The 21,112-nt window shown below is 58.8% G+C and carries 18 protein-coding genes; 3 read left to right on the top strand and 15 right to left on the bottom strand.

Annotation, left to right across the window (positions count from 1 at the left end; translation table 11 throughout):
• Window positions 1-27: 27 nt before the first annotated feature.
• The 10 genes from murG to ACQUSW_RS00450 all read right to left on the bottom strand — a co-directional run bounded on the left by murG (window position 28) and on the right by ACQUSW_RS00450 (window position 10,860).
• Window positions 28-1,113, bottom strand: coding sequence for an undecaprenyldiphospho-muramoylpentapeptide beta-N-acetylglucosaminyltransferase (murG, locus tag ACQUSW_RS00495; RefSeq protein ID WP_428930336.1), 1,086 nt, complete (start codon window positions 1,111-1,113; stop codon window positions 28-30).
• Window positions 1,110-2,309, bottom strand: coding sequence for a putative lipid II flippase FtsW (gene ftsW, locus ACQUSW_RS00490; RefSeq protein ID WP_428930335.1), 1,200 nt, complete (start codon window positions 2,307-2,309; stop codon window positions 1,110-1,112). The genes murG and ftsW overlap by 4 nt, the downstream gene beginning before the upstream one ends.
• Window positions 2,284-3,813, bottom strand: a complete 1,530-nt coding sequence (gene murD, locus ACQUSW_RS00485) for a UDP-N-acetylmuramoyl-L-alanine--D-glutamate ligase (RefSeq protein WP_428930334.1) — start codon at window positions 3,811-3,813, stop codon at window positions 2,284-2,286. Before murD ends, ftsW begins: the two co-directional genes overlap by 26 nt.
• A complete protein-coding gene (gene mraY, locus ACQUSW_RS00480) occupies window positions 3,810-4,919 on the bottom strand; it encodes a phospho-N-acetylmuramoyl-pentapeptide-transferase (RefSeq protein WP_428930333.1) in 1,110 nt (369 codons plus the stop codon). The genes murD and mraY overlap by 4 nt, the downstream gene beginning before the upstream one ends.
• A complete protein-coding gene (locus ACQUSW_RS00475; protein WP_428930332.1) occupies window positions 4,916-6,328 on the bottom strand; it encodes a UDP-N-acetylmuramoyl-tripeptide--D-alanyl-D-alanine ligase in 1,413 nt (470 codons plus the stop codon). The genes mraY and ACQUSW_RS00475 overlap by 4 nt, the downstream gene beginning before the upstream one ends.
• Before the next feature lie 35 nt (window positions 6,329-6,363).
• Window positions 6,364-8,151, bottom strand: a complete 1,788-nt coding sequence (locus tag ACQUSW_RS00470) for a peptidoglycan D,D-transpeptidase FtsI family protein (RefSeq protein ID WP_428930331.1) — start codon at window positions 8,149-8,151, stop codon at window positions 6,364-6,366.
• A 49-nt stretch (window positions 8,152-8,200) separates the two neighbouring features.
• Window positions 8,201-8,668, bottom strand: coding sequence for a cell division protein FtsL (ftsL, locus tag ACQUSW_RS00465; RefSeq protein ID WP_428930330.1), 468 nt, complete (start codon window positions 8,666-8,668; stop codon window positions 8,201-8,203).
• Window positions 8,669-8,769: 101 nt separating this feature from the next.
• Complete coding sequence (gene rsmH / locus ACQUSW_RS00460; protein ID WP_428930329.1) at window positions 8,770-9,723, bottom strand: 16S rRNA (cytosine(1402)-N(4))-methyltransferase RsmH; 954 nt, start codon at window positions 9,721-9,723, stop codon at window positions 8,770-8,772.
• A gap of 97 nt (window positions 9,724-9,820) precedes the next feature.
• Window positions 9,821-10,252, bottom strand: coding sequence for a division/cell wall cluster transcriptional repressor MraZ (gene mraZ / locus ACQUSW_RS00455; RefSeq protein ID WP_428930328.1), 432 nt, complete (start codon window positions 10,250-10,252; stop codon window positions 9,821-9,823).
• Between the two features lie 218 nt (window positions 10,253-10,470).
• Window positions 10,471-10,860, bottom strand: coding sequence for an SCO2097 family morphological protein (locus ACQUSW_RS00450; protein WP_428930327.1), 390 nt, complete (start codon window positions 10,858-10,860; stop codon window positions 10,471-10,473).
• A gap of 141 nt (window positions 10,861-11,001) precedes the next feature.
• Here ACQUSW_RS00450 and ACQUSW_RS00445 point away from each other — a divergent pair, with 141 nt between their 5' ends.
• Window positions 11,002-12,078: a polyprenyl synthetase family protein gene (locus ACQUSW_RS00445; protein WP_428930326.1), complete on the top strand. Its 1,077-nt coding sequence runs from the start codon at window positions 11,002-11,004 to the stop codon at window positions 12,076-12,078.
• Between the two features lie 42 nt (window positions 12,079-12,120).
• Here the strand turns inward: ACQUSW_RS00445 and ACQUSW_RS00440 are convergent, their stop codons facing one another.
• Window positions 12,121-12,471, bottom strand: a complete 351-nt coding sequence (locus ACQUSW_RS00440; protein ID WP_428930325.1) for an Rv2175c family DNA-binding protein — start codon at window positions 12,469-12,471, stop codon at window positions 12,121-12,123.
• 109 nt (window positions 12,472-12,580) lie between these two features.
• On the opposite strand from ACQUSW_RS00440, the gene pknB reads away from it, so the two are divergent.
• On the top strand, window positions 12,581-14,509 hold the full coding sequence (pknB, locus tag ACQUSW_RS00435; protein WP_428930324.1) for a Stk1 family PASTA domain-containing Ser/Thr kinase: 1,929 nt from the start codon (window positions 12,581-12,583) through the stop codon (window positions 14,507-14,509).
• A 97-nt stretch (window positions 14,510-14,606) separates the two neighbouring features.
• On the opposite strand, the gene ACQUSW_RS00430 is transcribed toward pknB, so the two are convergent.
• Complete coding sequence (locus ACQUSW_RS00430) at window positions 14,607-15,944, bottom strand: class II 3-deoxy-7-phosphoheptulonate synthase (RefSeq protein ID WP_428930323.1); 1,338 nt, start codon at window positions 15,942-15,944, stop codon at window positions 14,607-14,609.
• Window positions 15,945-16,008: 64 nt separating this feature from the next.
• Window positions 16,009-16,704 carry a lysophospholipid acyltransferase family protein gene (locus ACQUSW_RS00425; protein WP_428930322.1) on the bottom strand — a complete coding sequence of 232 codons (696 nt, stop codon included), beginning with the start codon at window positions 16,702-16,704 and terminating at the stop codon, window positions 16,009-16,011.
• Between the two features lie 114 nt (window positions 16,705-16,818).
• Between ACQUSW_RS00425 and ACQUSW_RS00420 the strand changes: the two genes are divergently transcribed.
• Window positions 16,819-18,645 carry an AMP-dependent synthetase/ligase gene (locus tag ACQUSW_RS00420; RefSeq protein WP_428930321.1) on the top strand — a complete coding sequence of 609 codons (1,827 nt, stop codon included), beginning with the start codon at window positions 16,819-16,821 and terminating at the stop codon, window positions 18,643-18,645.
• Between the two features lie 75 nt (window positions 18,646-18,720).
• Here the strand turns inward: ACQUSW_RS00420 and ACQUSW_RS00415 are convergent, their stop codons facing one another.
• Both ACQUSW_RS00415 and ACQUSW_RS00410 read right to left on the bottom strand, forming a co-directional pair.
• On the bottom strand, window positions 18,721-19,212 hold the full coding sequence (locus ACQUSW_RS00415; protein WP_428930320.1) for a peptide deformylase: 492 nt from the start codon (window positions 19,210-19,212) through the stop codon (window positions 18,721-18,723).
• Entirely contained in the window at window positions 19,209-21,092 is a 1,884-nt protein-coding gene (locus tag ACQUSW_RS00410) for a MinD/ParA family ATP-binding protein (protein ID WP_428930319.1), read from the bottom strand. Before ACQUSW_RS00410 ends, ACQUSW_RS00415 begins: the two co-directional genes overlap by 4 nt.
• Between the last annotated feature and the right edge of the window lie 20 nt (window positions 21,093-21,112).

The following is a 21,112-nucleotide window of genomic DNA, read 5'->3' as shown; positions in this document are numbered from 1 at the left end:
TAATTCGCACGCTGCGCATCGAAGCCTTTATTCTCCGGATGCCCCGGCTAAGGCGTCATCCACCAGAGCAATAAGATTCTCGGTTCCGCGCCGCGAGCCTACGCGCTGTGCTGCGCTTGCCATTCGTTCTCGCGCCGCACTGTCGGCGAGCAAAGGAATGACGCTCTGACGGATTCGCTCGGCCGTAAAACTGCTGTCATCTTCCAGTATTGCTGCTCCGGCTGCCACGGCGGACGCCGCATTCAGGCGCTGCTCGCCGTTACCTACGGCATACGGTACGTAAATGGCGGGAATTCCCAGAGCACTAAGCTCACTGACCGTCGCGGCGCCCGAACGACACAGAGCCATATCAGCAACAGCGAACGCCCGATCCATCCGGTCGATATAGGGCCGGATCACGTACCCATCGTGCCCCGGATCAGTAATCTCGTCTCGTTCACCACAGACGTGGAGCACCTGCCAGCCGATGTCGAGAATGTCGCGCCATGCTCCGCGTACTGCCGTATTAATCTGCCGCGCCCCCAGAGAGCCACCAAAAACTAGCAGCACCGGCTTGTCGGACGACAAACCAAACTCTGCTAGTGCTTCTTCGCGCAGCGTAGCTCGGTTCCCGTCAACAATCTCGTGCCGCAACGGCATGCCCACCAGTTGCGCACCCTTCAGTGGGGTGTCGGGAAAAGCAACACCGACCGCAGCCGCCCGCCGTGCCCCCAACACATTCGCTAACCCCGGCCGAGCATTGGCCTCGTGCACGATAAAAGGAATTTTCTCTTTCTTTGCAGCCGTGTAAGCCGGAGCCGACGCATAACCGCCGAAACCGACGACGGCATCGACCCGGCGTTCACGCAGAATATCGCGCACACTCTGCACGGCTTTGCGGTAGCGCGCAGGAAATGCCACCGCGGCACGGTTGGGTCGACGAGGAAAAGGAAGCCGTGGAATGAACAGCAACTCATATCCGCGCTGCGGCACCAGTCGTGCTTCTAAACCTTCGCGGGTGCCGAGCACGAGCACTTCTGCTTCCGGATCTCGAGAGCGTAGACCATCGGCAACAGCGAGCAGCGGGTTAACGTGGCCTGCCGTACCACCGCCGGCAAGAAGATACGTAGTCACTCAGTGACTCTATCGCGTGAGGCCGCGGGAAGACTGCGCGCAAAAGAAAGCAGAACTCCGGTGGCAAAGAGTATCGATAACAGTGCTGTTCCGCCCTGAGACATGAAAGGAAGGGGCACACCTAAGACGGGCACGATACGGAGAACAACGCCGATGTTGATGAGTGACTGCCCCATGACCCAAACAACGATGGCGCCGGTAACGATACGAACAAAGGGGTCATCGGTGCGGCGTACGACATGAAAAGCTCCGACAGCGAAGAGAGCAAACAGCGCCAACACCACAATGCAACCGATGAGTCCCAGCTCTTCGCCCACAATCGCAAAAATATAATCATTGGCCGCGGCCGGTAGCCAGCCGTATTTCTCTTGTGAATTGCCAAGACCGACCCCAAAGATTCCGCCCGAGGCCATGCCCCAAATTCCGTGCAGCTGCTGCCAGCAGCCGTGAAAATAGCATGCGTCGTCGTCCGGGGCGAGCACGGCTGTAATCTGCGACATCCGGTGCGGGCTCGTGATCGCGAGAATAACGACTGCCGCTACCGACAGCAGCACCGGAAGCACAAACAGCCGGAGGCGCACATTAGAGAAGAACAGCGCCCCCAAAAACACCAGAAACAGAATCATGGCGGTACCCAGGTCTTTACCGGCCAACACTGTTCCGATCACCAATGCTGTTCCCGGAACAATCGGGATCATGACGTGTTTCCACAGCCTCAGTAGGTTTTGCTTGCGCGCGAGAACAGCACCTGCCCACAGGGCCAGGGTGAGCTTCATAAACTCCGACGGCTGTAGGTTTTGACCTGCAATGTGAATCCAGTTACGGTTGCCGTCATTTTCTACACCGAGACCGGGCACAAACACGAGCAACTGCAAAACGATCGAGACACCCAGCGCCGGCCAGGCAATACGTTTCCAGAATGCCACCGGCATACGACTGGCAATAAACATGAGGGGAACGCCGAGGAGCGCAAAAATTGCCTGGCGAGCGAAGATCGCATACGGGCCCTGCCCATGCTCTACACCCTCCGCGCTCGTAGCGGAAAGCACCATGACGAGCCCAAAAATAGTCAGCAGTAGCGCTGTCGATGCAATAACAAGAAACTCGGAGGGAACAGGCGTAAAGATTGTGCCCAGCGACACACGAGCAGCTAGTCCGTGGCGCGAAGAATCAGGCTTCGTGTGTGTCTGTGCCACGGCTGCTCTCCCCGCTAATCCAATCCTGCACCGCCTCGGCGAAGCGGCGGCCGCGATCCTCGTAGCTCGTGAACTGGTCGAAGGAAGCCGCTGCGGGGGCCAACAGCACGGTGTCCCCTGCACGTGCAATCTCGGCCGCCAGTTCGACGACCCGGACCATGACTTCTTCAGTGTGACCGGGCTCTACCTCGTACAGGGGTACCTGTGGCGCGTGTCGGCGGAATGCCGCGGTAATAGTCGATCGTTCTGTTCCAATAACGACGGTGGCACGCACCCGACCCCCGATATCGGCGATGAGCGGATCAAGGTCAATACCCTTCAGATCGCCCCCTACCACCCAGATAGCGTCAGGGAACGCCTGCAACGACGACCGCGCCGCGTGCGGGTTCGTGGCTTTCGAGTCATCGACCCACACAACGCCTTCGTGCGTGGCGACGATCTCAATCCGGTGCGAATCAAGCCGGAACGAAGCCACAGCCTTCGCAATGGCAGCGGGCGCCACATGAAGTGAGCGCGCCAGTGCGGCTGCAGCAAGAATGTTGCTCACCATGTGCGGTGCGGCCAAGCCTGCTTCGTGCAGCGCGGTCACAGTTGTCAGTTCAAGGGCCGACGTGCGGCGGTCATCGAGAAAAGCGCGATCAACAACAATGTCATCCACGATTCCCAGGTCGCTCGGGCCAGGAACCCCCAGTCCAAAGCCAATGGCACGCGCGCCCTCAACGACATCGGCTTCTTCGACCATGGCCATGGTCGCGGCATCCGATTTGTTATACACACAGGCTACGCGTGTGCCGCGATACACGATGGCTTTGGCGTCACGGTAGGCGTCACGAGAACCATGCCACACCAGGTGGTCGTCGGCCAGGTTGAGGCACACACTCGCGTAGGGTGTGATGGCCTCCGCGCTCGTGCTCTGCTGTAAATACCACAGCTGATGGCTCGAGACTTCGATGACAAGCGCATCAAAACCGGCGGGGTCGCGCACCGCATCCAGCACAGGCACACCAATGTTGCCGCAGGGTGCTGCACGCAGGCCCCCCTCGACCATCATGGTGGCCGTCAACTGTGTCGTTGTTGTCTTACCGTTCGTGCCGGTAATAAATACCCAGTCGGCGGCCGAGCCATCATTCCGCACCACTTTGTCTCGCACGCGCCACGCAAGTTCGATATCGCCCCACAGTGCGGCATCCGACTCTTCACGAACCCAACGAATAACCGGATGCTGCGGTGAAAACCCGGGCGATGCCACAACCACGTCCGGGCTAAACGCCACCAGTTCTTCGGGAGCCTGTTCTAGCGGCCCTATCAGCAGACGCGCGCCAATTACAGGTATCAGCGTGCGATGCTCAGAGGATGCTCCCTCGCTGAATACATAAACGTCGGCGCCCAGCTCTGTCAGCGTGTCAGCAACCGAAAAGCCGGTTACTGACAGTCCCAACACAGCAACCTTGAGACCACGCCATGCTGCGTGCCAGCTGGTCAGTTCGTCTAAACGCGTGTTCATGCGAGAGTAAGCCACTCTACGTAGAACAACCCGATCGCACTGACTGCGAGCATCCCCGCAATAATCCAGAGCCTGACCACGATGGTCACCTCTGCCCACCCTCTCATCTCAAGATGGTGATGAAACGGACTCATAAGAAACAGCCGATTACCGCGCGTGAGCTTGAAATATAGGCGCTGCAGGATGACCGAACCCGACGACAGCACGAAGACACCGGCGATCACGATGAGCAACAGTTCGGTGCGCGTCAAAATAGCCATAGCGGCAACCACACCACCGATAGCCATCGAGCCTACGTCACCCATAAACACGGCGGCTTTCGGGGCGTTCCACCAGAGGAACCCAACCAGCGCCCCGACAAATGATGCCGAGATCACCGCCAAGTCAAAGGGATTAGATACCGTGTAGCACGCACTCACCACAGCATCCGAGGGGCCAGAGCCCACGCAGGCCTGCTTAAACTGCCAGAAACTGATGAGGCTATAACCGCCGATCACAAAAATTCCTGAGCCCGCCGCAAGTCCGTCGAGGCCATCGGTGAGGTTGACACTGTTCGAGGTGGCAATTCCGATGAGTGACAGCCACAGCATGTACAGCAGCCAGCCAATAATGGGCCCGAGTAAGAAGAACTGCAGCATCGGAATATCTCGAAACAGTGATACCGCAGGGCTCGCGGGGGTAAGGCCCCACTCGTCTTTTGCGAGCAGTGCAACGACCCCAAACGGCACAATCACTAGGATCTGCCCGATAACCTTGCGCCAGCCCGAAAGGCCGAGGCTGCGCTGGCTGCGCACCTTCATAAAGTCGTCGATAAAGCCGACGATGCCGAAGCCAACCATCATCCAGATCACGAGCAGGCCCGACACCGTCGGATAACTACCGCCCGTATACGCGCCCACAAAATAGCCGACGAGTGCCCCGACAATAAATATCGTGCCGCCCATGGTCGGCGTACCGCGCTTGGCGTGATGGCTCGGGTTCTCAATCGCCTCGGGCGTGCGAATAACCTGGCCCCAGCCCCAGCGACGGAAGAGACGCAAAAAGACCGGTGTCAAAAAGAGAGTAAACGCCAGAGAAATTGCAGCGGCGGTAAGAAGAGACCTCACGTGAACAATTCTCCCAGACGATCACCGAGCATCCGAAGCCCGGCAGAATTCGATGATTTGACCAGAACACGGTCGCCCGCACGCAGTTCAGAACGCAGGTACGTGAATGCCTCTTCGGCATCCGGGAAAAATACAGCTTCGCCGTCCCATGAGCCCTCTCCGATCGCCGACAGAAACAGGCGGCGAGCATCCGATCCGACAACAACAATGCGCTTGATATTCAGACGCACCGCCAGCAAGCCGATGCGATCGTGCTCTTCGCCTGCATTTTCGCCGAGTTCGCTCATGGCACCCAATACAGCAACGGTGCGTTCCGTGGACGAGCTGATCTGCGCGAGAGTACGCAGCGCGGCAGCCATAGAGTCGGGGCTCGCATTGTACGCATCGTTAATAATGCGCACATCATCATTGCCCAGCGGTTGCATACGCCAGCGCTCAGCAATATCGATCGTTTCGAGCACCGTGACTGCATCCGCATACGAAACACCCAGCGCTGCCGTCGCAGTGATCGCCGCGAGAGCGTTGTACACGTGATGTGCACCCAGCACCCGTAGTCGCAGGGCATAAACGCCGTCATCAGTATGCACGTTGCAGGTGGTTCCAGACGCGGAAACCTCTATCTCGGCAGCACGCACATGCGCGTTTTCTCCCTGACCAAAACCGATCACGGTCATGCCGCGTGCCTGAGCCTGCTCGCGCATAGCCCACACACGCGGGTCGTCAACATTAAGAACGGCGACGCCGGATGCACTCGCAGCAGTAATCAGCTCGGCCTTAGCCCGTGCGGTCGCCTCGATACTGCCGAACCCGCCGGCATGGGCAAGCCCCACCATCAGCTCAACAACGACATCCGGCTCAACCAGGCCCGCCAAAAATGCGATCTCGCCCGCTGCGCTCGCCCCAAACTCACACACCAAGAACTGTGTGTCGTGCGTGATGCGCAGCATCGTGTGGGGCGCCCCAACCTCGTTGTTATACGAAGCAATGGGCGCAACAGTTTCTGCCGAGGCCGACAGAATTCTTGCAATAAAATTCTTCGTGCTCGTCTTACCGTTCGATCCGGTAATACCGACAATGCGCAGTGTTCCCGCTGCTCGCACACGAGCGACCACCTCGCGGGCGAGGGCGGCAAGAGCGGCAACCGCATCCGGAACAATAATTTGCGAAACAGGTGTGTCCACACGGCGCTCTACCAGTGCCAGTACGGCACCGTTGCTATACGCCGCGCCGACAAAGCGGTGCCCGTCGGTTTCTTCACCCGGCTTAGCCACGAAAATGCCGCCGGAGACGATCTCGCGAGAATCGGTTTCGACCGGTCCGTCGACAACAGTTTCTCGTGTGTGATCGGCGGCGAGAACGAGCTCACCCCCCACACAGTGAGCAATCTCAGCCAGACGAAGTGCGATCATGACAGCATTAATTTCCTTTCGGTGCGCGGCACCGATCAGCGGTATTTAGGAAGCGGCTCTTCCATCGGGATAGAGGAGGGCATCACTCGGAAACTCTTGAGCACCTGCGTCATAGCCTTATGAAAAGCCGGTGCAGTCGCCGCAGACGAGGTTACCCTAGTGGGCTCATCAAGCGTCACCATCACGACGTATTGGGGATTATCGACGGGCGCGTAGCCAAGCATGCTGGTGAAATATACGCCGCCTTTATATCCGCCGTTCACGAGGTCGGGCTTTTCTGCGGTTCCGGTTTTTGCTGCCACCCGGTAGCCGGGGATCGCAATGTCGTCGGCAAGGCCGCCCTGTGTTGCCACATTTTCGATCATGCGCGAGAGTTCTTGCGCTGTCTTCTTCTTGATCACACGTTCGGGATCGGCTGATTCGGGCACAATCTCGTCGCCCGCGGCCGTAGTGCACGATTCCACCAGGGTCAGCGGCAGTTTGACGCCGTCATTGGCAATCGCCTGGTACGCGCTCACGGCCTGCGGCACGGTTACCGTGTAGTACTGACCAAAGGTCGTGGTGTAACGCGACTGCGAGTCCCAGTCGTCAACCGGGTGGATCACGCCCGGCTCTTCGCCAGGAAACTGCAGGCTCGTTTCTTCTCCTACCCCAAACTTCACGAGGTAGTCGTAGCGCACCTGGGGGGAAACCATGTCACCAAACTTCGACAGCGCAACGTTTGATGAGTCGATCAGGGCACCAGCGAGAGTGTATTCGTATTCCGGATGCGGGAAGGCATCGTTGACCTCGGCACCGTTCGGAAACATCTCGTGGCTCGCAGCAGTGACCGTCGACAGTGCGGTGGCTCCGCCCTTCTCCATGATGGCCGCCGCGGTGATCGCCTTAAAGGTTGACCCCGGTTCGAACGTGGTCGTAAAGAGCCGAGATCCACGATCACCGGCATCCGATGCCCCCGGATCATTGGGGTCCACCGCGGGGAATTCGGCGGCAGCACGCACCTTTCCGCTATCGACTTCGACAACAAACACGGTGCCGCTGAGCGCATTTTGAGTCGCCACTTCTTCGGCAATCATCTGCTGCATATACCACTGCAGTTCGAGGTCGATCGTGAGTGTGAGCGTGCCGCCGTCAACGGCTTCTTTCACCTGATGGCTGCCGGGAATCACAACGCCGTCTTGTCCACGCAAAAATGACTCTCGGCCGTTTTCGGGCGCCAGACACTCGTTCTCTTTCATTTCTAGTCCGGCTAAGGCGTCGCCATCAGAACTGAGAAAACCTAGGATGTTTCCGGCAACAGCTCCATTGGGATACACCCGGATGCTGCGCGGAATAAGCGCCAGATAAGGTAGGCCCAGTTCTCGCAGCTGAAGAAACTGTTCTGTGCTGAGTCCCTTCTTTAATTCTGCATATTGGCTTGAAGGATTCTCTTCGCGGGCATCATCAACGACGCGACGCACGTCTTCGGGCTTCTGTCCCGTCACGCTCGCAATTGCGGCGGACGCTTCTTCCCACGGCATGGGCGGTGGTCGAAGCTCGTCGTCTTCTAGTTCAAATATCGTCAGTGGGTCGAGTTGCGCGTCGTATACGACTGTTCCCTGAGCAAGTACTTCGCCATCGGTGTCGACGATGCTGCCGCGAGCACCAGCAATTTCCCGCGACTCCCCCAGTTGCCCGAGGTTGTGTGATTCTTCGATGTGAGCATCGGCGTTCACAACCTGGATATCAACGAGCCGAAAAACAAAACCGGCGATGACCGCGAGGAGAACGGCCAACGCCATCGTTGTGCGTCGTCGCGGGCTCTTCTCTGACGTTATAGCCATGGGTCTCCTCTCTCATGAGCCGCCGATTCGCTGTCTTGTCACGCTGTTGCTAGCGCGTTGCGGGGCTTGGCAGGCCTTCCGCAGCTGGTGGCAGTTGTGGTTCTGCAGGCCCCGAAGCTTCTTCTGGTTTTACATCGTTATCGGCTGTATCTTCTGTTGCCGCGCCGGAGGTTGGAAGCAGCAGCGCGTTGGGAATCCCGCCTGCACGGTCGGGATTCACAGAAGAAACACCCTGCGCCTCGGTGCCAGCGCCAATGACGGCGCCGTCACTCAGGCGAATGTAGCTGGGCGAACCATCAACAACCATGCCCAGTTCTGCGGCACGCAGTGCGAGCTGCTGAGGAGAACTGGAGCCTGCGATTGCTTCGGATGCCGCCTGCGCCTGCCACGTGAGCTCACGGTTCTGCTGAGTGAGTTCGGCAACCCGGAAAGAGTCTTGTGTGATTGCGATCGACAGCACGATTTGTATCAGTGCAATGACGGCCGCGCCCACCAAAGCGACAGCTGCGTAAGCCAAGCGCGGCCGACGTTTACTGCGCGGTGCGTCCAGTGCTCGTAAGTGCGGTGGTGTTTCCGGTTGGTTTCTCGACCGTAACGGAGTGTTTGTCGTTGCAAGGCTCATGCGATTTCCCCCTTTGTCGCGGAGCGCAGTCGTTCAGCGGCTCGGAGCCGCACGGGAATCGCGCGCGGGTTCACCGCGCGCTCGTCGTCAGAGGCCAGTTCTGCTTTGCGTGTCAGCAAACGAAACTGCGGCGCGTGTTCAGGAAGCTCAACCGGTAGCCCCGCCGGTGCCGTCGATTGCGATGCTGATGAGAAGGCCCGCTTAACCAGCCGGTCTTCCAGGGACTGATAGGCCATAACAACAATGCGTCCGCCGACGGCCAGTGACTCGAGCGCCGCAGGAATAGCCCGTTCCAGCACTCGCAGTTCGGCATTGACCTCAATACGTAATGCCTGAAATACGCGTTTTGCAGGGTGCCCCGCCCGCTGCGCAGCCGCGGGCGTTGCCCGCACGATGAGGTCAACCAGATCGCTCGAGCGTTCCAGGGCTTGTTTTTGGCGCTCAGCGACAATAAACCGCGCGTATCGTCCTGCAAGTTTTTCTTCGCCGTAACGTTCAAAGATGCTGCGCAGCTTGCCTTCGCTGTATGTGGCTAGCACCTCGGCTGCAGTGATGCCCTGCGTCTGATCCATGCGCATGTCCAGTGGCGCATCCTGTGCATAAGCGAACCCTCGGTGCGCCTCGTCTAACTGCAACGAAGAAACACCGAGGTCGAAAAGAATGGCCGAGGCGCCCTGGGCATAGTCGCCGATCGCGTCGTACACGGTATGGACAAATTTTGTTCGGTCACTAAATCGTGCGAGTCGCTCGCGCGCGATCTGCAGCGCATCGGTGTCGCGGTCGAGGCCGACGAGTTGTATATGAGCGAAACGCTCGAGGAACGCCTCTGCGTGCCCGCCCATACCCAGAGTGGCATCAATGAGTACGGCGCCGTCATGCTGCAATGCCGGAGCAAGCAATTCAATACAGCGGTCCCTGAGAACGGGAATGTGAATGTCTGATAGTGCCATGGTGTGTGGGTGAGATACCGGCTCCGATTCCCCTCCGTGTCGACCCGGCGCCGGGGAAGTGCGTCGGGGCGGCAGCGGCTGGGAATCGCAACCGGCATCAGAACAAGCCCGGAATCACCTCCTCCTCGAGTTCTGCGTATGCATCCTCGTGACTTTCTGCATAGGAATTCCAGGCGGATGCGTCCCAGATTTCTGCGTGTGCTCCTACTCCCGTAACCACCAGCTCACGGTTGAGACCGGCGTAGGAGCGTAGGTGCGGAGGAATTGTGATGCGATTTTGGCTGTCGGGCATTTCTGCGCTTGCCCCGGAAAGAAACATGCGTAAGAACGCTCGCGCTTCTTTGTTGCTGAGAGGTGCTTGACGAATACGTTCGTGCACGCTTTCAAACTCAGCCGAACTGAACACGTAGAGGCAGCGGTCTTGGCCGCGGGTGATCACCACTCCTCCGGCCAAATCTTCACGAAATTTGGCGGGCAGAATGACTCGACCCTTGTCGTCGAGCTTCGGTGAGTGGGTACCCAACAGCATCGGCCTTTTCCCCCCTTCGCGGTCGGCCTCCGTGAAGTACGCTCCACTTTACTCCACTTCTCCCCACTTTCCTACGCCTTGCGCGTGTTGCTGCGATCACGGGCACGAAAAAACCCCGCTACTTCCGCATGATTTCAACGGAGGCGGGGTGGTGGAGAAGAGTGGAGCAAAAAAGACCCGGATGCAGCGCATCCGGGTCTTGCTAAAGAAGTTTTTACTTAGGCGCCGTCCTGGCGGCGATCCCAACGGTCGTTCATGCGGTCCATAAACGAGGCCGACGATGTGGCGCGAGACGGTGATCCCGACGTAGGGTGTCCTGCGACTTTATCGCTGTCATCGCGCTTCGCATCAGAGGCAACAGCGACCATGACACCAGCAACCATGGCTGCAAAAGCGATCACTCCGATCACGACCCCTATGGTATTGCCGACGGCGACGCCAGCAATGAGCCCTCCCAGTCCTACAAGCAGCAAAAGCGCTCCGTAGACCAGGTTGCGGTAGCTGAGCGTACGATTACCAGAGCGCGCACTGACAACATCGGTGTCATTGCGCATGAGATGACGTTCCATCTCCTCGAGCAGACGTTGCTCCTGTTCAGAGAGTGGCATTCGTCCTCCCTTCGGTCGGCGTGTGTTTCATTCTACGCCGTTTATTCTGAGAGTGGCCAGCATTCTGTGCCCAATAGCTTGCCCGGCCTGGCGTGCACATGCACCGCCGCGCTCACAGCATCGAGTAGCTAGGCTAGAAGCGTGCCACACACCTTATCTGTTACCGAAGAAGTGGCTGCGCGTCTCGACGATTTTGTGCTCTCCGCGAGGGCAGAAACGGGCGCTTATGGCCCGGATGCCGCACGCTTTATTTCTGCCGCTGAGAGAATGCTCGCGGGAGGCAAACGTCTTCGCGCTCGCTTCTGTGTTGCCGGGTGGCAATGCTTTACGCACAACAACACCGACACGGCCGCCCTGTGGTCAGTGTGCGCTGCTCTAGAAACATTTCAGTCAGCCGCGCTCGTACACGACGATCTTATTGATAACTCCGATCTGCGGCGCGGCCACCCCGCTGCTCACCGCGCCTTCGAACGCGAGCACCGAGAGTCCGGTTGGCACGGAGACGCAGCATCGTTTGGTCGTTCTGCGGCGATACTGCTGGGCGATCTTCTTGTGGCATGGAGCGACGACCTCCTCGAAGAGGGAGTGGCCACGAGCGCATATGCGCGAGAAGTTCGCGCCGAATATGCCCGTATGCGTCGAGACGTCACAACGGGCCAGTTTCTTGACATTGCTGAGGAACACGCGTGGGTCGTGAACGACGACAGTGTGCATGCCGAGCGGGCGCTCCGGGTCATATCGCTGAAGTCCGCACGGTACAGCATCGAGCAGCCACTGCGCATAGGTGCAGCTCTTGCCGGCGCTTCGGCAGAGCAGCGTGAAACTCTCAGCCGCTTCGGACAACCGCTTGGTCTCGCTTTTCAGCTGCGCGACGATGTTTTGGGTGTATTTGGCGACCAGTCAGTAACCGGTAAACCCTCCGGAGACGATTTACGTGAGGGCAAACGCACACTACTTATCGCGTGGACGCGTGATCGGCTCAGCATGGCACAGCGCCAATGGCTCGATGACCGTTTAGGGGACCCCGGCCTTACGGCTGACGACATCGCAGCAATGCAAAATGTCATCACCGATACGGGCGCGCTTGACCGAGTAGAAGAACTCATCGCTCGCTATACGAGCGAGGCCGAGCACACGCTTGCTGAGGCATCGTTTCCGGATGCAGCAGCGGCCCACTTGCAGCAGCTGGCGGCGGCGGCGACACAGCGCGCAGCGTAGACACGCTTAGTCACAGCATCCGGAGTCGCATGCTGCAGCCCGTTAGAGCAGGGTTCGTGCTATCCGCCGCACTTCGCTCTTGTGGCCATCAAGGAGCGCCGCGATTGGCTCGCGACCCATCGTGTCGTCAACGCTGAGGAGCCAGTCAATCGATTCGTCGTCGCTGAGACCGACATCTCGAAGCGCAATGAGTGTTCCTCGCAGAGACCCGAGTGGGCGACCTTCGCGAATAAAGACCGATGGAATCGTCACAGTTCCCGTGCGGCGAGTTGCAACAAGATATTGCTCTGTCAGCAGACGCCGCACTCGTCCTGGTGTTTCGTCGAGAAGTTCTGCGACGTCAGGAATCGACAACCATTCGGTCGGGTACTGATTCTTTTCCGGCTCTACCACCTGCCAACTATCTCATGTTCTCAACATAAGCATGCCTTTTCGGCACTGTTTCTCTGCTGCGGGGCGAGCCGGTCAGCGCGAACGCAGCACAATTCTCTAGAATTCACACGTGACGACTAGCCAGAGAGCCGATCCCCTCATTGGGCGGCTTGTCGACGGCAGATACCGCGTGCGGGCTCGAATCGCCCGCGGCGGTATGGCTACCGTCTATGTCGCCACCGACCTTCGACTTGAGCGCCGGGTGGCGCTGAAGGTTATGCATGGCCATCTGAGCGACGACTCCGTTTTTCAGAGTCGCTTCATTCAAGAGGCCCGTGCCGCAGCACGGTTGGCCGATCCGCATGTCGTCAACGTTTTTGACCAGGGCCAAGATTCTGACCTCGCGTACCTCGTCATGGAATATCTGCCGGGAATTACTCTCCGACAGCTCCTGCGCGAACAGCGTCGGCTCACAGTGGAGCAGACGGTGTCGATAATGGACGCCGTTCTCTCAGGTCTTGCTGCCGCGCATCGAGCAGGCATCGTGCATCGCGATGTGAAGCCCGAAAATGTGCTCCTCGCCGAAGACGGTCGCATAAAGATTGGCGACTTCGGTTTGGCGCGTGCCACAACCGCAAACACCGCAACGGGTCAGCAGCTGATGGGCACGATCGCCTATTTGGCCCCTGAGTTAGTAACGCGCGGCACCGCCGATGCCCGCAGCGACATCTATGCGCTGGGCATCATGCTGTACGAAATGCTCACCGGCGAGCAGCCGTATAAGGGCGAGCAGCCCATGCAAATTGCTTTTCAGCACGCCACGGAGTCAGTGCCTCGCCCGAGCACACGCAACCCGTCTGTGCCCGAGCAGCTCGACGAACTCGTTTTGTGGTCGACCGAGCGCTCCCCCGACGAACGCCCGAATGATGCCGCGGCAATGCTTGCGCGGCTACGCGAGATCGAACGCGACCTCGATATTCGACCGCAGGCTCCCCCGACAACCAAGAGTGCACCCACGGGTCAAATTGAAACTACTGACCCAACCATGGTCATACCGAGCCCCGGCACAATGCCGGTAGCCCCTACGGCTGTGCTCGAGGCTCCCAGCGACAACGCAACAGTACTGCGTCAGAAGAGTGTGCGCCGTCGTGCTCGGGGCCGGCTGCTGCTCTCTCTCGTCTTGCTACTGGCTGCTATGGCTGCCACGGTCGGCTGGTGGTTTGGTTCGGGCCCGGGCTCGCTCATTGCTGTTCCGGATGTTGCAGGTAGTACCTTCGCTGAGGCAAGCGATGTCTTGGGCGCCCAGGGCTTGTCTGCCGAACAACTCGACGCCCATTCTTTAGAAGTGCCCGAAGGCGCGGTTATTCGCACCGACCCGGAAGCAGGTAGCCGCGTCGATAAGGGTACGAGTATCGATGTGGTTGTCTCTCTCGGGCCCGCTGAAGTCGATCTCAGCGGACTCAACGGCATGACAGAAGAGGCTGCCCTGGCATGGCTGGCCGAGAACGGTGTGGAGTCGATGGATTCATTTCGACTCTTCTCGGGTGCAGATGACGGCATAGTCATTAACGCAGAAATCACACCACGAGGATCAGAAGAAACGTACGTGTGTGGCGGCGATTGCAGCGCATACCAGGGCGACACTGTTGAGCTGTATGTTTCGCTCGGCCCCATGCCCGATGTCGTCGGCATGACCTTTGATCGAGCGGCAGAAGTCTTGCGTGACAAGGGTCTCGAAGTCGCAGAACCCGAACGCGAATACAGCGATGATGTCGACCGCGACACCGTCATTTCCATGAACGAGCGTGGGGGTGGCAACTGGCGCCCAGGAGACACGGTCGTGCTCGTTGTTTCCGATGGGCCAGCACCCATCGAGGTGCCCGATGTCATCGGCATGAACTTGCGCGACGCTATGGCTGAGCTCGAAAGCCTCGGACTCTCGCCCAAAACCACGTTCCCTGAGTTGCTGTGGTCTCTGCTAGAAGTCGTCAGTCTCGACCCCGGCCCCGGAGAGTTCGTGGAGCGCGGCTCAGAGGTTCGCGTGCGTGCCACCGGATAACGTACAGGACTCTGAGTAGCTGAAGCTCAACAACGGCCTGCCTCAACGGTGATGGCCCCCATCCACCGATGAGGGCCATCACTATCAAAAATCGAAGCTAGCGCTTTTCGAGTTCTTCTGCCACGAGAAAAGCGAGTTCCAGCGACTGCTTATGGTTGAGCCGCGGGTCACACAGCGATTCGTAGCGTGTTGCTAGTCCTTCTTCGTCAATCTGTTCGGAGCCCCCTAGGCACTCGGTGACGTCGTCTCCTGTGAGCTCAACGTGTATTCCACCGGGGAACGTGCCTACTGCTCGGTGGGCTTCAAAGAAGCCGCGGACTTCGTCAATGACGTCGTCGAACCGGCGGGTCTTGTAACCGGTCGCCGAAGTAATCCCGTTTCCGTGCATGGGGTCGGTAACCCACAGCGGGCGTGCTCCGGAGTCACGGACCGCTTCAAGCAGCGGCGGCAGAGCGTCACGGATCTTTCCGGCACCCATGCGAGTAATAAACGTCAGTCGTCCCGGTTCGCGCTGGGGGTCGAGCTTGTCAATCAGTGCCAGAGCGGTTTCTGGTGTGGTGGTCGGCCCGAGCTTAACGCCGATGGGGTTACGAATGCGCGAGAAGTAGTCGACATGCGCTCCGTCAAGGTCACGCGTGCGTTCACCAATCCACACGAAATGTGCCGACGTGTTGTACGGCAGATCTGTGCGTGAATCAATGCGTGTCATGGGACGCTCGTAGTCCATGAGCAGTCCCTCATGGCCCGTGAAGAATTCCACGCGCTTCAGTTCATCAAAATCAGCACCCGCTGCTTCCATGAACTTGATGGCGCGATCAATTTCCACCGCCATCCGCTCGTAGCGCTGGTTGGCGGGGTTTTTGGCAAACCCCTGATTCCACGAGTGCACCTCGCGGAGATCAGCAAAGCCACCCTGAGTGAAGGCTCGAATCAGGTTGAGCGTCGATGCGGCCGTGTGATAGCCCTGCAGCAACCGGTCGGGGTCAGCACGGCGCGACCCCTCGGTAAAGTCAAAACCGTTCACGATGTCTCCGCGATAGGCGGGCAGCGTGACGTCGCCTCGTGTTTCGGTGTCGCTGGAGCGCGGCTTGGCAAATTGCCCAGCCATGCGCCCCATTTTCACCACTGGCATCGAGGCACCATAAGTCAGCACAACCGCCATCTGAAGGACGGTTTTAATGCGATTACGGATCTGATCGGCAGTAGCGCCCGCGAACGTCTCAGCGCAGTCCCCACCCTGCAGCAAGAAAGCCTTGCCATCGGCGGCACGGGCCAACCGATCACGAAGGTTATCGACCTCACCGGCAAATACCAGGGGCGGAAGACTGGCGATCTGTGCCGTAACTTCTGCTACCCGGGCGGTGTCGTACCACTGAGGCTGCTGTTTGATGGGAAGCGAGCGCCACGCGTCGAGGGCGTCGAGGTGCTGGAGCATTCCTCAATCCTAGTCGTGCCTGAGCACCCTGCTGTCTCGTGTGACAAACGACTGTGGGTAAGTGCTACTTGCGCACCGATTTTTCGGGGAGACGATGTTTCACCGTCGAAGCGTAAACATCGTCGTACGTCTGCTCTCCGAGTCGCTGCAGCGCGACCATAATCTCATCCGTGACCGACCGCAAGATATAACGGTCGTTTTCCATCCCGGCATAGCGCGAGAAGTCCAGCGGCTCGCCAATCACGATTCCTACGCGTACGAGCCGCGGAACGCGCTGGCCAATGGGCATAGCCAGGTCGGTATCCACCATGATGACCGGAATAACCGGAACCTTGGCTTCGAGCGCCATGCGAGCAATTCCGGTGCGCCCGCGGTATAAACGACCATCGGGGCTTCGGGTGCCTTCCGGATAGATGCCTAAGAGGTCTCCCCGCCCCAAGACCTGCAAACCGGTATTCAGAGAGGCCTCTGAGGCCTTCCCGCCCGAACGATCAATGGGCAATTGGCCCGTTGCCTTCATAAAGAAACGCGTGGCCCACCCTTTTATCCCTCGTCCGGTGAAGTAGTCACTCTTAGCAAGAAAAGACATGGGCCGGTCGAGCATGAGTGGCAGAAAAATCGAGTCGGCAAATGAAAGGTGGTTGCTGGCAAGAATTGCCGCACCCTCCTGGGGAACGTTTTCGCGCCCCGTCATCCAGGGGCGGAAGATTGCCTTCACCCACGGGCCGATCGCCACATACTTCATGAGCCAATAGAACATCGCGGGAAGTCTATCGCTCCCTGCGACTTTCTACCGGATGCCACCCGCATAAGCGCGTGCGGTGCCCTAGACTCAGAAGACAGCCGTACCCGTATCGGTGCCGAAGGAGTTACCGTGGTTCAGTTCGAAGTGCCAGCCATTGTGCCAGCCGACCCCCAAGCCAATATCACTGATCTTTTAGAAGACCGCTTGGTGAAGACTCCGAACCTCGCCTTATTCTCTGTGCCAGAGGGCGAGGGATGGCGTGATATTTCAACCAAAGATTTTCACGCTGCCGTTATCGCGCTGGCGAAAGGTTTTGTCTCGGCGGGAATCGAGCCGGGCGAACGAATTGGTTTTCTTGCGCGCACCACTTACGAGTGGACGCTTATCGACTTCGCGTTGCTTTATGCCGGCGCCGTGATGGTACCGATTTACGAGACCAGTTCTCCGTCACAAATCCAGTGGATTCTTGAAGACTCCGGCGCGACAGCAGCCATTGTTGAATCCCCGGAGCATTTCGCGCGGATTGATGAGGTGCGCAGTGATCTTCCGCTCATTCGCGAAGTGTGGCAGATGCACCTTGGGATGATCGACACTCTCGTTGCGCAGGGCCGCGACGTCGATGATGCTGAGATTGACCGCCGCCGGCAACTCGCTGTTGGTGATGACATGGCAACGCTCATCTACACATCGGGATCAACCGGTCGCCCCAAAGGCTGTGTTATGACGCATAGCAACTTTGTTGAGCTGTCGCGAAACTCTGCCGCTGCTCTGAACGAAGTGGTGACCACACCGGGCGCTTCAACCGTGCTGTTTATTACAACAGCGCATGTTTTTGCTCGGTTTATTTCCATCCTCAACGTTCACGCCGGGGTGCGTACCGGGCATCAACCCGACACTAAGCATTTGCTCCCCGCACTCGGCTCGTTTAAGCCCACCTTCTTGCTGGCGGTGCCGCGCGTTTTTGAAAAGGTGTACAACTCGGCCGAACAAAAGGCTGAGGGCGGAGGCAAAGGAAAAATCTTCCGCGCCGCCGCCGACGCTGCCATCGAATATTCTCGTCTCCAGGAGCAGGGAAAGAAAATTCCTTTCGGCCTGCGCATGAAGTTCGCACTGTTCGACAAACTCGTCTATTCGAAGCTGCGCGAGGCCATGGGCGGAAACGTTGTTTACGCCATTTCCGGCTCCGCACCGCTGGGTGCGCGCCTCGGCCACTTTTTCCACAGCTTGGGAGTGGTTATTTTGGAGGGATACGGTCTCACCGAAACAACAGCTCCAGCAACGGTCAACCTGGCTGATAAGTCGAAAATCGGCACAGTGGGCCCCGCGCTCCCCGGTGTTGGCGTGCGGCTGGCTGACGACGGCGAGATCGAAATCCGCGGCATCAATATCTTCAAAGAATATTGGAACAACAAAGAAGCCACTGACGAGGCTTTCGATGACGGTTGGTTCCGCACAGGCGACCTTGGCACCTTCGATGATGAGGGCTTCCTGACTATCACGGGACGAAAGAAAGAAATCATTGTCACGGCCGGTGGCAAGAATGTTTCTCCTGCGGCCCTCGAAGATCCGATACGGGCTAATCCTGTTGTCAGCCAGGTTGTTGTTGTTGGTGATCAGAAGCCGTTTATCTCTGCGCTGATCACACTCGACCCTGAAATGCTGCCCACCTGGCTGGCGAACAATGGCCTGCCCGCCGATATGTCGCTCGCCGATGCGGCAAACAACGATGCCGTGCGCGCGGAGGTGCAGCGCGCGATCGATGTGGCCAACTCGCGCGTCTCGCGAGCTGAGTCCATCCGCAAGTTCTATATTCTTCCCGTCGAATGGACAGAAGACAGCGGACACCTCACGCCCAAGCTTTCCATCAAGCGGCATGAGATCCTCAAGGACTTCGCGGCAGAGATCGATTCGATCTACAACGAAGCAGTGCACACCACCAACGTGGCTCTCGGCTAAACCTGAATAAACGAAACGCCGGCGGCTCTTCTCGAGGAGCCTCCGGCGTTTCGCATTCGATCGCGAATTGTTCGCCTAAAACCAATCGCTTTCACGAACCTGCCGCATAGCAATCTTGCGAACCTCAGGAGTGAGCCTGGTTAGATACACCTTGCCATCGAGATGGTCGGTTTCGTGCTGTAGCGCCTGCGCCAAGAGGCCGTCGCCTTCGAGCACTACCCGCTGGCCATCAAGATCGATGCCCTCTACCCGTGCCCACGGGTACCGTGGCGTCTCGTGCCAGAGACCAGGCACCGAGAGGCACCCCTCACCGACGAGCTCTGGTTCTCCTCGTACTTCTACCAGGGTGGGGTTGAGCACGTAGCCGATGTCGCCATCAATGTTGTAGCTAAATGCTCGTAGCGCGACCCCGATTTGTGGGGCGGCGACACCTGCGCGCCCGGGCAGCGCAACAGAGTCGAGCAGATCACTCACCAGGGCATGCACGCCTTCGTCAATGGTGTCGATGGGTGCGCACACCGTGCGCAATACCGGGTCGCCGTATAGGCGAATATCACGTGCACTCACGAAGAGTTCCCAGAACGAAGGCCGTCGACGACGGCTGCTGCCAGTTCGCGGGCTGCGCGGCGTGTTTCAGGCCGTAACGCCGCGAAACCGACGGAGCTTCCCGAGGCCAGGCTTGCGTCATAGGGAACACGAACAACCGCTCGCACTCGAGAGGCGAAGTGCGACTCGAGTTCTTCAACCCGCACGGGCGATGCGCCCGGCACAACCTGATTGAGTACAACAACGGCCGACCGTGCCAAATCGCGGTGCCCGTTTGTTTCGAGCCACGTGAGGGTTTCGGATGCCAGTCGGGCCTGATCAACACTGAGACCAGCAACAACAACCAGTTGATCAGCGGTGTTTAACGTTGCATCCATCACCGAGTGCACAATACCTGTGCCCGTATCGGTCAGCACGAGCGAGTAAAAGCGCGCCGCAACATCGGCCACCTTACGGTAGTCTTCGTCGCCGAAGGCTTCAGAAACATGCGGGTCAGAGTCGGAAGCCAACACATCGAGGCGCGTTGCATCACGGCTAACGATCGCCGAAATATCGGCAAAACCATGTACCTGGTCGTGAATACGCACAAGGTCGCGCACCGTACGGTTGCTGGGGCGCTCCACGCGATCCGCCAACGTGCCTCGGTCAGGGTTAGCGTCGACTGCGACGACCCGGTCTTCGCGGGCGTCGGCCATCGCCATACCCAACAGCGCCGTTACTGTGGTTTTTCCTACTCCGCCCTTGCGTGAGAGAACAGGAACAAAATGTGCCCCGCCCGGCAGCGCTGCCGAGATACGAGACGTAAGTTCTTTACGTTGCCGTGCGGCTCTACTGTCACCGAGGTTAACCTTGCCTCGCGTGAGGGTATACAGCAGCTGCTGCCACATACCTTCGGGCTCAGGACGCACCTGGTGATGAGGATCGAGAAGACGGTCAGCAGTGAGCCGATCAGCGCCCTCACGGTCGCGTTCACCGAGGTCGTTGAGACGCTTGGATGCCAAATGAATATCTGGTCGAGACGAAGGGGTCGAGTCGTTGTTCACCACGGTTACCTCTGCCTTCTGAGCACCGACGGGTGCTGGAGTGATTGTCTCATCGGCATCGACGACCACGGCGTCTTCGATGTCTTCATCAGCGCGCGCATGGTTAACAACACGAACAGCGCCCGTAGACAGTGCGGCGACGACTTCGGCTACGAAGGCGCCATGACCAGCGTCATCGCTATCTGCATCATTGACGGCGTCGGCGACTTCATCGGCACCCTCGTCGGTCGCCTCATCGGTCACCTCGACTCCGGTTTCATCCGCGCTCTCCTGCCCTGCGCCGTCCGGGGGCGTCGTCGATACTTCGGGCTCGCTGCTTTCTACCGCAGCATCCGGCTCTGTCGCCGTGTCGTCAGCGAGGTCAAGGAACGCAAAGGGGTCGTCTTCGCCAACGCTGTCTTCAGCAACACTGCCTTCAGCGGCACCGACATCAGCGCCGTGGAGCGAATCGTCGGCGTTTACTTCGATATTGCCGTCGACTGACGTATCTACGGGGTCGCCGTCGCCTCCAGCGCCGCTGTCTTCGCCCTCGGCAGCGTCAGAGCGTTCGGCCTCAGCAGTATCGGCGGAGTCATCGACGACGTCATCATCGCGATCGACCTCGCCTGGCTCCGCATCATCGTGATCGGTATTGTCGTGCCCGTTCAACGATTCATCATGTGCTGGCACGATGATGACCTCGTCTTCAACGACGTCATCATCGTCCAGTTCATCGTGCGATTCAGGCAAAACCACGCTGACCTGCGCCGTCGCGTTACCAAGCAGGTTGATCGTTGCAGCGTCAACGCTCGCGGCGTCCTCAGAAATATCTAAGGGATCGTGGTCATCAGAGACTGGGTTCAACCGGTCTGAGGTCATTATGCACTCCAAGCTCGGGC

The sequence above is a fragment of the Microbacterium luticellae genome, assembly GCF_050408645.1.
In the GTDB taxonomy this organism is placed as follows: Bacteria; Actinomycetota; Actinomycetes; order Actinomycetales; family Microbacteriaceae; genus Microbacterium.
Note: the sequence above shows the minus strand (reverse complement) of the source record. Positions and strands in the feature narration are given on the sequence as shown.

What these genes read in the sequence shown, in the direction of transcription:
- ACQUSW_RS00430 (WP_428930323.1), bottom strand. Translation starts at nt 15,944, where the DNA reads ATGCTCCAGCACCTCGACGCCCTCGACGCGTGGCGCTCGCTTCCCATC.
- ACQUSW_RS00475 (WP_428930332.1), bottom strand. Translation starts at nt 6,328, where the DNA reads ATGATCGCACTTCGTCTGGCTGAGATTGCTCACTGTGTGGGGGGTGAG.
- ACQUSW_RS00450 (WP_428930327.1), bottom strand. Translation starts at nt 10,860, where the DNA reads ATGCCACTCTCTGAACAGGAGCAACGTCTGCTCGAGGAGATGGAACGT.
- mraZ (WP_428930328.1), bottom strand. Translation starts at nt 10,252, where the DNA reads ATGCTGTTGGGTACCCACTCACCGAAGCTCGACGACAAGGGTCGAGTC.
- ACQUSW_RS00470 (WP_428930331.1), bottom strand. Translation starts at nt 8,151, where the DNA reads ATGGCTATAACGTCAGAGAAGAGCCCGCGACGACGCACAACGATGGCG.
- ACQUSW_RS00410 (WP_428930319.1), bottom strand. Translation starts at nt 21,092, where the DNA reads ATGACCTCAGACCGGTTGAACCCAGTCTCTGATGACCACGATCCCTTA.
- rsmH (WP_428930329.1), bottom strand. Translation starts at nt 9,723, where the DNA reads ATGGCACTATCAGACATTCACATTCCCGTTCTCAGGGACCGCTGTATT.
- murD (WP_428930334.1), bottom strand. Translation starts at nt 3,813, where the DNA reads ATGAACACGCGTTTAGACGAACTGACCAGCTGGCACGCAGCATGGCGT.
- ACQUSW_RS00425 (WP_428930322.1), bottom strand. Translation starts at nt 16,704, where the DNA reads ATGTTCTATTGGCTCATGAAGTATGTGGCGATCGGCCCGTGGGTGAAG.